At 31.3% G+C, this 16,077-nt stretch carries 13 protein-coding genes; 1 reads left to right on the top strand and 12 read right to left on the bottom strand.

What is annotated here, in order from left to right; translation table 11 throughout:
* Positions 1-51: 51 nt before the first annotated feature.
* On the top strand, positions 52-960 hold the full coding sequence (locus EXD82_RS01325; protein ID WP_142535119.1) for a LysR family transcriptional regulator: 909 nt from the start codon (positions 52-54) through the stop codon (positions 958-960).
* Positions 961-996: 36 nt separating this feature from the next.
* Here the strand turns inward: EXD82_RS01325 and EXD82_RS01320 are convergent, their stop codons facing one another.
* The 12 genes from EXD82_RS01320 to alr form a co-directional block, all read right to left on the bottom strand.
* Positions 997-3,132: a DUF262 domain-containing protein gene (locus EXD82_RS01320; RefSeq protein WP_142535118.1), complete on the bottom strand. Its 2,136-nt coding sequence runs from the start codon at positions 3,130-3,132 to the stop codon at positions 997-999.
* 149 nt (positions 3,133-3,281) lie between these two features.
* Positions 3,282-3,929, bottom strand: a complete 648-nt coding sequence (locus EXD82_RS01315) for an HNH endonuclease (RefSeq protein WP_142535117.1) — start codon at positions 3,927-3,929, stop codon at positions 3,282-3,284.
* Positions 3,929-5,053, bottom strand: coding sequence for an AAA family ATPase (locus EXD82_RS01310; RefSeq protein WP_142535116.1), 1,125 nt, complete (start codon positions 5,051-5,053; stop codon positions 3,929-3,931). The genes EXD82_RS01315 and EXD82_RS01310 overlap by 1 nt, the downstream gene beginning before the upstream one ends.
* A gap of 483 nt (positions 5,054-5,536) precedes the next feature.
* The gene (locus EXD82_RS01305) at positions 5,537-6,967 is read right to left on the bottom strand and encodes a hypothetical protein (RefSeq protein ID WP_142535115.1); all 1,431 of its coding nucleotides are present in this window, start codon (positions 6,965-6,967) and stop codon (positions 5,537-5,539) included.
* A 224-nt stretch (positions 6,968-7,191) separates the two neighbouring features.
* Entirely contained in the window at positions 7,192-8,061 is an 870-nt protein-coding gene (locus EXD82_RS01300) for an RES family NAD+ phosphorylase (RefSeq protein WP_142535114.1), read from the bottom strand.
* Entirely contained in the window at positions 8,045-8,818 is a 774-nt protein-coding gene (locus tag EXD82_RS01295) for a restriction endonuclease (protein WP_142535113.1), read from the bottom strand. Before EXD82_RS01295 ends, EXD82_RS01300 begins: the two co-directional genes overlap by 17 nt.
* Before the next feature lie 570 nt (positions 8,819-9,388).
* Positions 9,389-10,753 carry a 23S rRNA (uracil(1939)-C(5))-methyltransferase RlmD gene (rlmD, locus tag EXD82_RS01280; RefSeq protein ID WP_142535111.1) on the bottom strand — a complete coding sequence of 455 codons (1,365 nt, stop codon included), beginning with the start codon at positions 10,751-10,753 and terminating at the stop codon, positions 9,389-9,391.
* A gap of 112 nt (positions 10,754-10,865) precedes the next feature.
* On the bottom strand, positions 10,866-11,498 hold the full coding sequence (locus tag EXD82_RS01275) for a hypothetical protein (RefSeq protein WP_142535110.1): 633 nt from the start codon (positions 11,496-11,498) through the stop codon (positions 10,866-10,868).
* 12 nt (positions 11,499-11,510) lie between these two features.
* A complete protein-coding gene (locus tag EXD82_RS01270) occupies positions 11,511-12,092 on the bottom strand; it encodes a hypothetical protein (protein WP_142535109.1) in 582 nt (193 codons plus the stop codon).
* 58 nt (positions 12,093-12,150) lie between these two features.
* Positions 12,151-12,630 carry a hypothetical protein gene (locus EXD82_RS01265; RefSeq protein WP_142535108.1) on the bottom strand — a complete coding sequence of 160 codons (480 nt, stop codon included), beginning with the start codon at positions 12,628-12,630 and terminating at the stop codon, positions 12,151-12,153.
* 16 nt (positions 12,631-12,646) lie between these two features.
* On the bottom strand, positions 12,647-14,194 hold the full coding sequence (locus EXD82_RS01260) for a cell wall-binding repeat-containing protein (RefSeq protein WP_142535107.1): 1,548 nt from the start codon (positions 14,192-14,194) through the stop codon (positions 12,647-12,649).
* Between the two features lie 167 nt (positions 14,195-14,361).
* Positions 14,362-15,522, bottom strand: coding sequence for an alanine racemase (alr, locus tag EXD82_RS01255; RefSeq protein ID WP_142535106.1), 1,161 nt, complete (start codon positions 15,520-15,522; stop codon positions 14,362-14,364).
* Positions 15,523-16,077: the final 555 nt, after the last annotated feature.

Below are 16,077 nucleotides of genomic sequence, written 5' to 3'. Positions count from 1 at the left end.
AATTCATATTTTTCATATTTTTTATTCCACAAAAGAATAGGAGGAGAGAAAATGAGCTTTCAGGAATTTGAATATATAATAGCAATAGCAAAACACAAAAATCTGACAAAGGCTGCACAGGAGCTTTTTGTATCACAGCCAACCCTTACAAAACATCTGCAGAAACTTGAACAACAGATCGGCGGAAAGATTTTTGACAGAAACGGAAACTCTTTTTCGCCTACTTATCTTGGAAGAAAATATCTGGAATATGCAAATCATGTTCTATCTCTGGAAAGAGCATGGGAAAGAGAGCTTTCAGATATAAAGGATTCTAAAACAGGAGAACTGAACATCGCATTTCCTCTGATGAGGAGTTCGTGTATAGTTCCAAAGGTAATGGATGAATTCTGTGAAAAATATCCGGGTGTAAAGATAAATCTACTGGAGGAGGCACACGCTATTCAGGAGAGACTTTTGCTTGATGATAAAATAGATTTTGCGATTTTTAATGAAACTGTACTTCATCAGAAACTCGAGTCTGAAACTCTGTGCGACGAGGAGATTCTTCTTCTGATTCCACAGAATCACCCTCTGATATACAAGGCAAAGGATACGGAAAATCACAGACATCCATGGATTGACCTATCTCTTATCAAGGATGAGCCATTTATACTTCATTTTCCGGAGCAGACTACAGGTAAGATTACTGTTGAGCTTTTCAGAAAGTACAATATAGATCCGAATGTGAAGATTCATACGAGAAGTACGGAGACTGCTGTCAAGCTGTGTGCAAGAGGTCATGGTCTTTGTTTTGTTCCGGAGAGTTATATAAAGAATATGGAGATTGACAACAAGCCGATGGCTTTTTCTGTCGGTGAGAAGGGGATTTACAGCAGGCTTATTATTGCCTATAAGAAAGGAACATCCCTGACATCATATGCCAGGGATTTTATAAAGATTACACAGAGTTTTCTGTAGTGTATATTGTGCCAGAGTTTTATACTTTGGCATTTATTATTTTGATAGAATTTTCATTCTTTCAAATGCTATTATAAACCAATCTGATTCTTTTTTAGATTTTATTGAAGCTGGTTCATATGCATGGTGATTGAAATATCTCCATCTTGAATATATAGCAGAACCGAGTAAATCTATATCTGTTACATCATCTATTATTTTTTTCAGTTCTTCAGAATTATAAACCGCATCTCCATATTTTTCTGCAAATGCATTTCCACAATCCATTTTGAATCCTAGATTTTCACAATCGTCTGCAAGGTAGTGGTCTACTAGTTCTCTATAATTTGTATTAGGATTTTCAAATTTATCTAGCCATTTTTCAGCAAAATTATATATTTTAGTTAAGTTATCATCTATATCACGTTCTGAAGACTTATATAAAAGTTCTTTTCTTAATTTTGATTTTATAAGTTCTCTACGTTTTTTAATAAAAGTAATAAAATTCTCATAACTATACTCCATATCTGGGATATAGTTTGTTTTTCTATACTGATTTTTTTCTTCGTCTGTAATAAATTGATTTTTAAACCACTTATCAAAATCTGTATTTTGTTTTTCCTCATTTAATGTTGCTGGTAATAACTGTAGATTACTTATATCATTTACTAAATTTATATAGTCTTTGATATCATCATTGTCTATTCCAATTTTTCTTAAATATGATTTTTTAAATTTACTCTTTGGATATATATGATCTTCATGAAATTTATTATTAAAATCAAGATGAGGATATAGTAACATTAACGTAGATAGAGTTTCTTTTGATCCATATTTTAAATTTAATAAATATTCATCTATATCATCTTCTGAAAATTGTATTGATTTATTTGTTCCTTTAAATTTATTAAATATCTTATCAATAGGAAATTCATTCAAACCATTATTTTTTATAATTTCTCTTATTGGTCTTATAACATTATCCGGTTGACCACTAAAAGTTTTCTTTAATAAAGATGAAATTAACCATTTTTTTATCTTTTGTCTACTTTCTTTTGTATTACTTGAGTATATAAAATTATCTGGCATACCAATTGTTAATAGATAATATGCTATTGGTATCAAAGCATTATTAGAACTTAATGTTTCTCCAGAATATCCAAAGGAAGAAACTAAATTTACAGATTGCCTTATTGCTTTTTTTATGCTGTTCCAATTTTCTTCTATCTTTATCATATTACTCTTATTAAAGTTATCTACTTTAAAAGCTATATCTGGAAAATCAGATAAAACTAACGATGTTTTTAAAACAAAATCTTTATTAATTTTGAATCCATTACCTATAGAATTTATCTCTTCTACAAATTCAGTTATTTCCTCTCTTGCATCGTAGTTATTCCATTGTGCAGACGCAATTGATAATAGTAAATCTGAATAAGTAAGTACTGTTCCACCACTATTCACTCTTATAAAAATATTTAATACCTTATCTAGTTCCGAAGACTTCTCTTTATAATAACTAAGTGTTCTTTCTGTGTGTATAACCTTATGTAATTGAGATAGCGTATTTGTTGCAAACTTGGCTTGTTCTCTTGAATATCTGTATTCTTCAGAATAACTTATATTATCTGTAACATATGTGGCTACATCTCCAAGATTTTCCATGTTCATTATTTTCCCAACTTCAAACCAATAAGACTCTTCATCATTTTTTACTTTTTCTGGTACAAGAAATCTAAAATCAAATTTATTTGTTTCATCTTTAGATTCTGATATAAGATTTAAGTATAACTTTCTTATTGGATATGCATTATTGTTATTCTTCTGCTTATACTTTAATCGGTAGGCATAGCTTCCATTCAATCCAATGTATATAGATGTTAATCTTTGTTGTCCATCTAATACTGCTGTTACAGAATCTAATCCACTTAAATTAATCTTTTTATTATGTACAGAGTTTTTTTCATGATAGTTTCTTAAGAACTCATAAAAATCATACTCCGCTATTTTAGTTTTTTCAATTTCCCAAAATAAAAAAGTCCCAATAGGATAATCTTGCATAAGACTATCAAATAATGTTTCTATTTGGTCTGTATTCCATACATATTCTCTTTGTATAGACGGTAATACATATTTATTATTTGATATATCTTTTATAACTTCTGCTATCGTTAATGGTGTTTCATATGCCATTTGATATTCCTCCCTAGTTATACGCTTTTATTTTATAACAAATATATAATTATATTATCATATATACATTATAATTAAAATATAAATCTTTTAATATTTATAATTAATAAATAATAACTTATTTTATAGTGTAAGTTAGTTTGATATAGCTAATTTTCCGATATGTATTCCATCAGTTCTGGATATTCATCTTCATTATCTCTTATATATCCTCTTTTATATTCAGCAAATGCAGATGACCTTTTTAAAAAGCCTCTTAGAATTCTTCTTGGAATAATACCCTTATCTTCTTTATATCTTTCCAAAGCAACATAAAAAGCATTTATCTCTTCTTTTAGTTCACTAAGTCGCATATCACTTTTTATAACTCTCATACCTGTATTTTTCTTATTGAACACATCAAATACAAGTTCCGCTGTATTTACAGCATCGTAATTATCAGTATCTCTTTCTGTTACAACAACATTATTATCAATAAATCTAAAACTTATAAACTCTTCCGAATCTATTTTACAACAATCTATAATATTTTCTTCGTATTTAGATATATTTTTTATACTGTTACAATGTCCACATGATAAAAATAGATTTTTCCAATCGTATTTTCTATCCACATATTTCCCATTTTTATGTGGACGAAGATGCTCTACTTCTGGATCCTGAAGTTTATCAATACCACATATATAACACTTCCCATAAAAATCGTGATAAAGTTGATTCAAAATATCTTCTTCAGTATATGATTTTTTCTTCTCAAGAGATTTCGGTGCAGGAAAACTTCTATCTACTTTTATCATTATAAATCAGTTCTCCTCTCAAATTCCTGTTTAAGTTCTCTATACTGAGTAGTTATATCCAGTGCTAAGTAATCTGGTATTTCTTCAAGATATATTTCTAGTCGCTGAATCTCGGCGAAATCCTCATCTTCCAATACTTTCTTTTTAACTAGACTTTTGTATTCCTCGAACTTTCTCGATAGTTCCTGAGATAAGGAATTTACATTGAAATAACCTTCAACTATCCCATCATAAGGAACATTATTAAGTCCATCCTTTACAAATGTATGATTTTCAAGATCGTATATTACCGCATTCTCAATACTATTAAGTACAAACGGAGAATGTGTTGTAACCACAAACTGTATATTAGGGAATACAGTAGTCAATAGTCCGAGAATTTCTCTCTGAAGTTCAAGGTGTAGATGTGTCTCTATTTCATCTATCAATACGATTCCAGGCATATTATACTCAAATCTTCTGTTTGAGTTTTTCTCCATTCTCATTATAAGATCCACAACTATATCCAAAACTGCTGCATATCCACTTGATAGTGTATTGAAATCAAATTCATTTCTTCCGTCTATTCTTATTCTGAAATCAAATTTATCTTCATCAAATACAAGTTCAAGCGAATTGTTGTTGAATATTTTCTTTAGAAGATTTTCAAGAGATATAAACCAGTTGCCTATCTGCTCTGCTTTTTCTCTTTTGTTTCCAGTCAAAGATAATGCCTGAGTTACTTTCATATCTACAAGGTATTTGACGAATTTTGAACTCGGCTTTTCGTATATTGAATATTTGTCGTTTAAGTTTATCTTTTCTACGTTTTTAACTTCTTCTGTTTTAAATACTCTATCTGCCTGATAGTATGCAAGTATTATTTCTCCAGAGTTAAATTTGTTGTATATTTCTGGTTCTGTTATGTTGAAGTTTATATCTAATACGTTTCTACTTTCTTCTGATTTATTATTAGAAACATATTCTATATATTTTGATAAGGCTTCAATCAGGCTTGTTTTTCCGCTTCCGTTTTTGCCTGTGAATATTATATGTTTACATTCATTATCTGATATGTTTATTTCTATATTTTTAAGATGTCTTACAGAGTCTATATGTATATTTTTTATAAATACATTTTCCATTCATCTGCCCCCTTAGATCTGATATATTCTTATTATATCATCATACAAGATACGTTGTATAATCTATGTTAATGATAACAAGTAATTAATATGTATTAAAAAATAAAATACCAGGAAAATTAACTTATACACCTAATAATCCTGATCTTTTATAATATTTCTATTTTTTTTATTATATCTAAAAGAGATTTGTAACTGTCTACAACATTGTATAAAACTTCTCCAGTAATTATATCTTTAGTAACTACTTGTATCTGATTTTAAGAAAGATGAGAATGAAATTACACACTACTAAACGAATCTTACAAGACTAAAAATGTAATATTAAAGCTAGCAAATTTAAAAAGATATTTTATATAAACCTAATATATTATAAGAGAAAAAGAATACCCTTATGCAAGAGTATTCTTCAACAAACTCTAATATGGCGAGCTTTATTAAATACAAAAGAAGTTTAGAATTTACATTATTCATAAGATAAAATTATTTCAAATAATTGTTTTGAAAAAACCTTATTTTATCAATTAATTTATCATTGTCAGGTATAACATGTAAAGATTTTACTTTATCTCTAATTTCTTCTAATAAATCTAAAACACCGTCTGATGTAATATTAGATTCAAGATATCCTAACATTTCTATAAATTTCTTTTGGCATAAAGGAAATTGTAGCTTACTCTTTATTGATTCATACATAAAAGAAATTAATGCAATAAATGATTGTTTTGTATCAAAATTTTTAATTAATTCAATATAAATAGGGTTTGCATCCCATACTTCTCCATTACCATTAGTCAAGAATACAGACACTATCACTTTTACATATTGAAAATTCATTTGTTGAGGAATAGTACCATGATTACCTACTACAGTACGCAATTGTCTTGCAAAAGAAGGTTCATTATAAAAATTATTAAAATTGTTATGAGCCATCATTAAGTTTTCTAAAGACTCTTTGATGATCGGAGCTTTTACCGTATCTGGTAAATAAGACATTCCTCCCACAACTTCTAAAAACCTCTCTGCTTCATTTTTAGTTTGGTTCTCTCCATTTGCCAAAAATGTTGCATATCTAATACCAAAGTCCGACTTTACTTCTTCAGATATTATTTTCCATAATTCAGGTGCTAAATTGTTTATATTACTTCTTGTTTGTTGACTTGTTTTTTCGTCAATGTATATACCAAAAAATCCCTTCGCCAATGCATCAGCTTTTTCAATACTTAATTCAGTAAAAAATGGAACTATTACTGAAGCTTGAACATCATCAATCACTTCGGATTTAATATTTGCTAATAATCGGCCTATTTTAACCTGTATACTTGATGGTGGGGTTGCAATTACTTCTTTAATACATGTTTCTAACCATGAAATTAATTTTAGTCCTGTTAATTCTTCCTGATTCGGATGTGCTGCACTTGCCCAATTCCTCATATAACGGATGAAATCTAAATGCTTATACCCTATTTTTGTAATCAAACCAATTTCTAATGCACCCTTAATTAAATCAAAATCATCTAACTTCAATAAATCTTCTGGTGAAGTAAATTGTTTTCTTCTCTCATCACTTATTACAACATCATAGAAATACTTAACATCTCCATTTATCACTCTAATTCTTAATTGTTTAATCGTTTCGTCCCACAAATAATTTAATGCTGCATCAAACAACCCTGTTGATACTGCAACAAAAAACTTAGACAAATAATATGATTCCCTTATCAACTCATTATCCATTTTTTCTAAGACAAACGGAAGATTTGCTATTACTATTTTTCGTTCGTTTAACGAAGATAAAATATTGTCTGTTGGTAACCCTATTTCATGTAAAACCGATAAATACATATTATTTGAATCTTGTATAATTTGTGATATCTCATTCTGATTGTTTCTAATTGATAATTCAGTTTCCATAAAATTTTCTCTCCTTATTAAATAGTTTTTAGCAATATAAATTATATTCAACTCTATCTCTATATATTATCTCTTCTAAATTTTAGACAATAATGCCATATTCTCCATATGGCTCGATAGGATATGCTGAATATTTTGGATATTTTTATGTTTATGGGAACAAGTCCGTATCCTTTCTCGTTTTCGAGCCGTCTATGGGAATATGTCTAAGCAATTTCGTATACTTACAAAATTTCGTAGTCTTCTATTATTCCTACCGGATAAGCCATATGCTTGTCAAACAACACAATGTTCTTTCCTACAGGGCATACGGTACTCCCATAAATAATACCAGAATAACCCAATGAAATATAATATTGAGCTATTGTTTGAAATGGTGCATAAGTAATTGCTTTATTATCACAAACAACAAGTGGTTCAAAAATCTGTTCTGATAGTAACTTTGTATATGTATACACACCCCATCGAGTTAAATGTTCCTCAATCTCTTTTTTGTTGATGTTCATCTTTGGAACAAAACCTAAATCCTTCGCAATTTTGATACCTCTTTTGACTTGTGCTTGTCCATATTCTTCTAAATCCGCATTCAATTCTGCATAAGAAACATCATCCGCAATAGTCAAGTCTACTAATTTACACTCATCATATTTAGAATCGAATTGAAAATAGCAAAATCCAAATCTATTTCCTTTTTTTGCTCGGCATTCGGCTTGTGCACATTCGTGTATATCATTATCATCACCAATTGCTAAATAAAGCCATTCCACACGAGGAGGACTAAAACGATTATCTTCTTTAATATACTCTTCTTTAGGAAGAAAACGCTCATAATCAAGAACTTCGTCAGTTTTTAATATAGTGCCTCTTCCTATTAGCTTACCTGTCAAGTCTTTAAGAGCAATTGTTTTATGTTCAATACCAAAATGTTTATGAAACAGATCATCATATACCTTTAAAAAAGTTTGTTTCTTAGCCTTTTCAATCTCATTATAAGAAAACGACCCATTTGCTAAACATTCTCGGAATTCATTCCATGTGTTTCTAATAGTTAGTTCACTATTTTTTATGTCCCTAAAATCAAAAATGTTTCCCATATTTCAACCCCTCTTGGTTTAGCAAATTCATACTGTAATTCACTGTAAGTTTTAGTAAATCGTCTATATCCCATAAAGCCATCAAGTTTTCTCGTTCTTCGGCAAATGCAAGAGCATCTTTTGTGAATTTGGAAGATGTAACAATTACCGATTGGTTTGCTTGCATTGCCATCTGAACTCCATATACACTCCTAACTACACTGACATCAACCTTATGATTTTCGCCCCAGTGTTTACATTCAACGATTAACGTATATGGTATGGGGTCTGCTTTTGTTACAATAATATCCTTTCCACCATCTCTTGTTGCTTGTGTAATTTTTACAATAAAACCAAGTTTTTTAAATATATCAGCAACAAAAAATTCAAATTCTCTCGATGACATTCTTTTGATTTTTTCTCTGTTATATTCTAATAAAGACTCGGCTCTCTCATATTCTGCATAAGCCTCATTATAATAGTCAGCATCAAATTCATAATCCATTTCTACTATAGGCTCATCCACAAAACAACCACCATGACATTCTGAATCCGAGAAATTAAAGGCTCCTACTGGATATTCGTATCCTCTAATGCTGAAGTTTATCCATGAGTGGCACTCGTCACAACATATTTCTCCTTGAAAGTCATATTCTATTTCTTCGCTCATCGGTCTGTCATACACTGAAGTTTCGTAATCTAAGCTGTCCACTTCAACCAATGTTACATTACCACATTCATCACATTTAATATAAAATTTGCTTGGAATTCGCATCATCTTTATCGAATACCTCCTTCCTTCTTTTCATTATATTCATCCCAACAACTGACGAATCTCTCTTGTAAATAAAATCTTTCTCTTTTAATAAAATTCTTCAAAATTCTCTAATTCAAGAGAAACTACATCTGGTATAAGAGCCTCTTTATGAAACACTGCCTTTTGCTCATCATTCATATCGTTATAGTAATCCACAAGGTGCATAGCATTCTTACTGCCATTACTTCTACCTTCAAGTAACTGAATGTTTGGCAGACGGTTTCTGTTGCCACGGTTCTGCCAACAGCGTAAGATTATCCTCTTCCGCAAGCCAAGGAGTAAAGTTCAATGCTTCATGCGGCCAGACCTTTCGTAATTCTTTTATTTCTTTTAATTTCTCTAAATTTATTATGGTACTATTCCTCCTTGTCACAAGATAATCGTCTTGTCCACTCGACCTTTCCCATTTTCAACCTGTCAACTCAACCTTCTTTTCATATCACAGCAAGGTTCTTTTATCGTTCAAAAGAGCAGATAAGAAACACACTCCCAATTCTCGGAAATTCCTTGTTTTCAAGCCTTTTTCGGTATTCAGTTCTGTACTTTTGTCATCAAGACTACGCACTCCACATGCACACTATGAGGGAACATATCAACCGGCTGCACTTCATCACACTTATAACCTCTCTCATCCAGATAAGCAAGATCCCTTGCAAGAGTCGATGGGTTACAAGAAACATAAACCACCCTCTCTGGCTGCATAGAAACTATAGTATCAAGAACTTTCTCATCGCATCCTTTTCTTGGAGGATCGACTACCACAACATCAGCTCTTTTTCCCTGCTTGTACATCTCAGGAACTACTTCCTCAGCCTTTCCAGCATAGAACTCTGTATTATCAAGTCCATTAAGCGCTGCATTTTTCTTTGCATCCTTTATCGCGTCCTCTACAATCTCTATCCCGTATACTTTCTTTGCCTTCTGAGCCAGAAACAGCGATATTGTCCCTATTCCGCAGTATATGTCAAACACAGTCTCATTTCCTGTAAGTCCCGCATATTCAAGCGCCTTGTTGTATAATACCTCTGTCTGAACAGGGTTTACCTGGAAAAACGATAATGGAGATATTTCAAACATAAGCTCTCCTATATAGTCGTTTATTCTTCCGTCTCCGTATACTGTTATATTCTCTCTTCCAAGTATTACATTTGTCTTGTTTTTATTTACATTTATTACAAGTGTCTTGAATCCTTCCACTCTTTCCTTCAGCATATCTACAAGCATTTCTATACAAGGAAGATTTTTCCCGTTTGCTACAAGTACGACCATTACCTCGCCAGTTGTAAATCCAATCTTTGTAACTATATGTCTAAGTACTCCTGTGTGTTTTACCTCGTCGTATATTTTTACTCCGCACTTTTCTATATACTCTCTGACTGTCTCTATTATCACGTCGTTAAGCTCGTGTTGTATCACACATTTTGATGTAGGTATTACATCGTGGCTTTTCTTTCTATAGAATCCTATTACAGGTTTTCCGTTTCTTGACTGAACTGGAAACTGTGCCTTGTTTCTGTATCTGAATGGTGTTTCCATTCCTATAGTGTCGTGTACATTTACTCCCTCAAGCTTTCCTATTCTCGATATTACCTGCTTTACTTCATTTGTTTTCAGTTCAAGCTGTTTTTTGTAGTCAAGCTCCTGGATCTGACATCCACCGCACATTCTAAGCGACTCATCACATACTCTTTCCACTCTGTATGGAGATTTTTCTATGAACTCAACTATATCTCCAACTGCATAATTTTTCTTTGATTTGCTTATTTTTACCCTTACTTTGTCCATGAAAAGTCCGCCGTCTACAAATACAGTGAACCCATCGTACTTTCCAATTCCTACTCCACCGTCTCCAATATCTACTATATCAACTATATACTCTTTGTTTTTTTCAAGCATATTTATCCTCCGTTCAAATTATCTTCTAAACTTTAATTTTATCAGAAAAAGCGTGTATTCTCAACCTATGCAAAAAGGAGAGTTCATATCAAACTCTCCTTTTTAATATTGTTTAATTGTTCATAAATCTTGAATACACATCGTCCAAATATGTTTTTATAGATTCGGCTGATTTATATGTTTTTCCGTTGTCTCTATCCAGTACATCTACAAATACGTATTTATTATTCTTCTCATCTATAAATACATTGAATTCATAATTACCCTCTGAGTTGTCTGTGCTCTCCATTTTGATTATACATCCATTATCAAAATAGTCTGTTCCATGCATATTATAATAACTAAATACATCCTCTATAGTGTATTTATTATTTCCTTCAATATAAGGAGCCCACATAAAGTTTTTGATAACCCCTTGATATTTTGTATTCATATTTCCAGATGGTAATTCAGAATCATATGGATAAAAATTTCCCCCATCTGATTCATTTAGGTTTTTCTCTTCCTCTTCTGCAAAACTCAATTCTTTTTGAGTTGATGCTTTGTTGTCCTCTGTTATATTATCAGTACCCTTTTTTAAATTTTTGTTCTCAATCTCAAGTCTTGAGATTTCTATTTCCATTTTTGAATGCTCTGGATTTCTACATATTGATACACTACTTCTTCCAGCAAAAAATCCTATTCCTAGAAATACAATCCCCAATAATGCTGACATTAATAACATCATTATATTGTTGTTCTTCATAACTTACTCCCATTATATTCCTATGATTCTTCTATATACATCTTCAAGATATGTCTGTATTGAATCTGGAGATTTATATGTTTTTCCGTTGTCCTTATCCTTTACATTCAATACTATATACTTATCTTTATCTCTATCAAAGAACACCTTAAAGTTATAATTTCCTGTTTCCGGATTTACACTATCCATATTTATAAGTGTTCCGTTGTCATAGCTTTCAACTTCATATATCTCATAGTTATACATGACATCAGATATAAGCATCAACGCTCCTCCCCATTCATACTGAGAATTCATAAAATTGTCCATATCATTGTCATATGCAACACAGCTTCCACCCCATGGAAGATCATCAGAATATGTATATATATTTGATTCTTTATCTTCTTCTTTTTCTTCTGTTTCACTGGTTTCTTCCTTCAGCTTTTGATTTTCTTCTTCAAGTGCAGATAACTCTTCTTCAAGATTATTATGTTTTGAATCACTACACAAAGGTGCTGTTTTTTCCCCTAGAAAAAAACCTACTCCCAGAAAAAGCAGTGCAATTATAGCTGATACAACTATTGTTGCTACGCTATTGTTTCCTTTATTCATATCTTCAATTACATCCCCTTCTGACTAAATACCAATTTATATATTAGCTATTTCTGATTTAATTACCACACGTAAAACACAGCCCTGGAGTATCACTTTCAAATTCAAAAAGATTATTTCCGCAGTTCTCACATTTCGGATAAGCTTCATGACATTCTATATGCACCATATATCCAATTCCATGAAGATGTTCTAGATTTTCCATACTATCTGACTTCCCACAGATCCGACAAACACCCATTTTTTCATCATTCGTATATGTCTCGTTATCATAATTATCTGAGGTATCCGTATATGCTTCCTCTTCAACTTCTTCTTGTATCTCAGGTTTTTCTACAGCCCAAGTAGTTTCCTCATTACAGCTTTCACATACTTTTGTAAGTTTATTCGACTCAGCAGCACACTTTGCACAATATACTTTAATTTCCTGCACAGGTTCTTCTTTAACCTCGCTTTCTTGATTATTTTTATTACATCCAGTAAAAGACATCATCACTGACATCATAAACACAAGTATATATATTAAACTTTTTTTCATTTATCTTCCCCCCATTTTATGACAATATATCTATAAATTCATACTCACCTATATTTTTATTATATTTTGATAAATATATGAATCCATGAATTTCATATTCTAATTTTAATTTTACTATTTGACCCTCTACATTTAGATTTATTTCATAAGTATATAAATGATCTTTTTCTTTTGATGAAATAACCTCATATGGATATCCAATAAATGAGTCTTCTGTTATTTTATAATTGTATCCTTCTTCTGAATACCAGTCACCATAACATTTTGCAAATCCAATCGGTAATATATAGTCTGTTAATAATGCATAACTTTCAAACTTACCTTTATCCTCGTTGTATTTTTGCATTGTTGTTCCTAACTCAGTCATTCCAAGTTTATATTTTTCTACACTTCCACTCTTGTATACTTCAAATATGCATTCATAATCATTTGGAGCACTTATAACATTACAAGGGTTTCCATTTAATGTATCCCTTCCAAATATTACTTCCGCATTTTTATGGTCTACATCATACCATACTTCTACATCTGTATAGTATGTTGATGGTATTTTTTTCCCACTTTTTATATCTCCAGATTGTACTTTATTTGCTTCTCTGAATGCGTTCTCATTTCCATTTCCACCAACCTGAACAATTGATGAAAATTTCTTATCGTACATTACAGATTTTTGAGACAATGATAAATTATTAGAAACAATCATTACTGGAGATTCATTTTTTGCTGCTAAAACTCCTACAGCAAGTGCATCTACAAGTTGACTTGCTCCCTTACTTCCATCTTTTGCTATATAGATATTATTTAGTTCTGCATCCTTGTAGAATCTCTTGATTACTTTTGCATTTGTAGAATTTCTATTTCCACCACTTATTCTTTCCGCATTTGGAAGAGTATTCTTTGTTGAATCTGATATAGCTGCTGTTCCCCCTATTACATAGGACTTTTCTATACCCTCTTCTTTTATAAATTCTTTTGATGTCTCTATTCCTTTTTTAGGATTAGCTAATATTATCGCCATATTATTCTGCGCTGCTGCAGCAGATATACTTACCGCATCTGCAAGTCCTGTATTTCCATTTACAACTGCAATTTCTTTTATGTCAATATATTCTGATAATTCCTCAGCAATTTCTATAGCAGTTTCTTCTCTTGTGTCACCAGATATTCTTTCAACAGAATATCCTTTTGATGATAAATTTCCCTCTAAAAATCTAGGAAGCACTGATGTTCCACCTATAAGATATATATTTTTTGCACCTAATCTTTTTATCTCATTCTCTGTACTCTTATTAAGTGAATTTTTACCTGTAAGAAGTATTGGTGCATTTAAGTTTTTAGCAAGTGGTGTAGCTGCAAGTGCATCCGCTATTGCAGAATCATTTACAAGAATTACATTTTCAGATGTGCTCCATCCATTTTGGCTTATCTTTACAGCTGTCTCATGTCTACCACTGCCAGCTATTTTTTCCTGAGTCGCTGCTTCAGATACAGTCGGATATAGACCAACAGATCCAAATGCTATCATAGTACTCATTGTTATCGATACTTTTTTCTTTAAATCCATAATACTTCATCCCCCTATTCTAAGTATTAATTACACCCTCATATATTAGTAAATACATTACTAATTAAAATATAATACTTTTTAAGTTTTATTTCAATCATTTTTATTATTTTAACAAAAAAGACATTATCCATATCTTTTATCGATTGAATAATGTCTTTCTAAAATTAATATCTCAAATAATCATCGTATTTTATTATCTGCCCGTGTTCAATAAACACCCTCGGTATCCTTCTTGAAATATTACACATAATCTCATGCGCAATAGTTCCACAGTCCTCTGCAAACTCACTTACAGAAATACCGCCTTTGCCAAATATTACAGCCTCATCTCCAACTTCTACACTGTCATCAACTTTTACCATGCACTGATCCATACATATTCTACCTACAATGTCATAGAATTTTCCGTTTATAGATACCTTAGGATTTTTTCTTCCTCTGACAACACCGTCAGCATATCCTATTGCAAGAGTCGCAATTCTCTCTTTTTCCTTTGCTTCATATGTACATCCGTAACTTATTTTCTCTCCTGCTTCTATTTCCTTTACATGAGATACCCTCGTTTTTATTGTCATAACAGGTTTCAGCTCAAGCCTTTCAGTCATTATCTCATCAGAAGGATAGCATCCATACATGATTATACCTGTTCTTACCATGTCAAATCTCAGATCATCACAGTCTACCGTTGCGGCACTGTTTGCGGCATGAAGCATTGGTATTTTTACACCTTCTTCTTTAAGCCTTTTTATCATATATTTGAATTTCTCTGCCTGCATATTTGTAAATGCCTTGTCAGCCTCATCTGCAGCTGCAAAGTGAGTAAATATCCCTTTTATATTTATTCTGTTCATTTCAGATATTTCCTTGATTTCAGATATTGACTGTTCATTTACCTGAAATCCGATTCTATTCATTCCTGTATCTATCTTTATATGAACCTTTGCATCCATTTCAAGGCCTTCAGCCACTCTGTTTATCTCCCTTGCAGCATCTATTGAATACACTGTAAATCTTACATCGTTTCTAAGTATGTCTCTATATCTTTCCTTTGGTGTATATCCAAGTATAAGTATTGGAAGGTCTATCTGTTTTCTTCTAAGCTCCATAGCTTCTTCAGCTCTTGATACAGCCAGATATTCAACTCCATTTTCTTCCAGTGTTCTGGCTATTTCAACTGCTCCATGTCCGTATGCATCGGCTTTTACAATCCCACACATAACCTCGTTGTTTACAAGTAACTTTCTTATGTTCGCAAGATTTTCCTTGAATGCATCAAGATCTATTTCTGCCCATGCAACGGCTCTTATTCTATTTTTATCTATCATTTTTATTTCCTCCGGTATTATTTATTAATACCCTCTTAAATACTCTCTTCTATATATATTCTTATATTCTATTGTATTTCTTCTCTGTATTTTTTTCAATGAAGATAATATAAATTTATTCTTTAACACTTTTTTTATATCTATACAGATAAATACGCTTATAGGCTTTGTTCTTTTTAATTAATTTTATATATGTTATAATGTCCACAGGAATCATGATAGAGAGTGGCTTGCGAACCTATTTTCAAAGAAGGGAGGTATCTAACTTCAATGAAAGGAGGTTTCGTGAATGGACGAGATATTTTTGACAATTCTTGCTAACTTTATATGCCCATTACGGGTTATATTAGTTTCCAAGTATATAGAAAAATACCACTCTCATAAGTGTAGTTAACCCCTTTTGTTAGACATAAGTTTAAACAAAGGGGGATTTTTTATGAGTAAATATAGTAAAGAATTAAAATTAAAAATAGTTGAAGAATATATTAACTCTAACATTGGATATAGAATTCTTTCTAAAAAATATAATATAGAAGCATCTATTCTAAAAAATTG

The organism is Peptacetobacter hominis (assembly GCF_006861675.1).
Lineage (GTDB): Bacteria > Bacillota > Clostridia > Peptostreptococcales > Peptostreptococcaceae > Peptacetobacter > Peptacetobacter hominis.
Note: the sequence above shows the minus strand (reverse complement) of the source record. Positions and strands in the feature narration are given on the sequence as shown.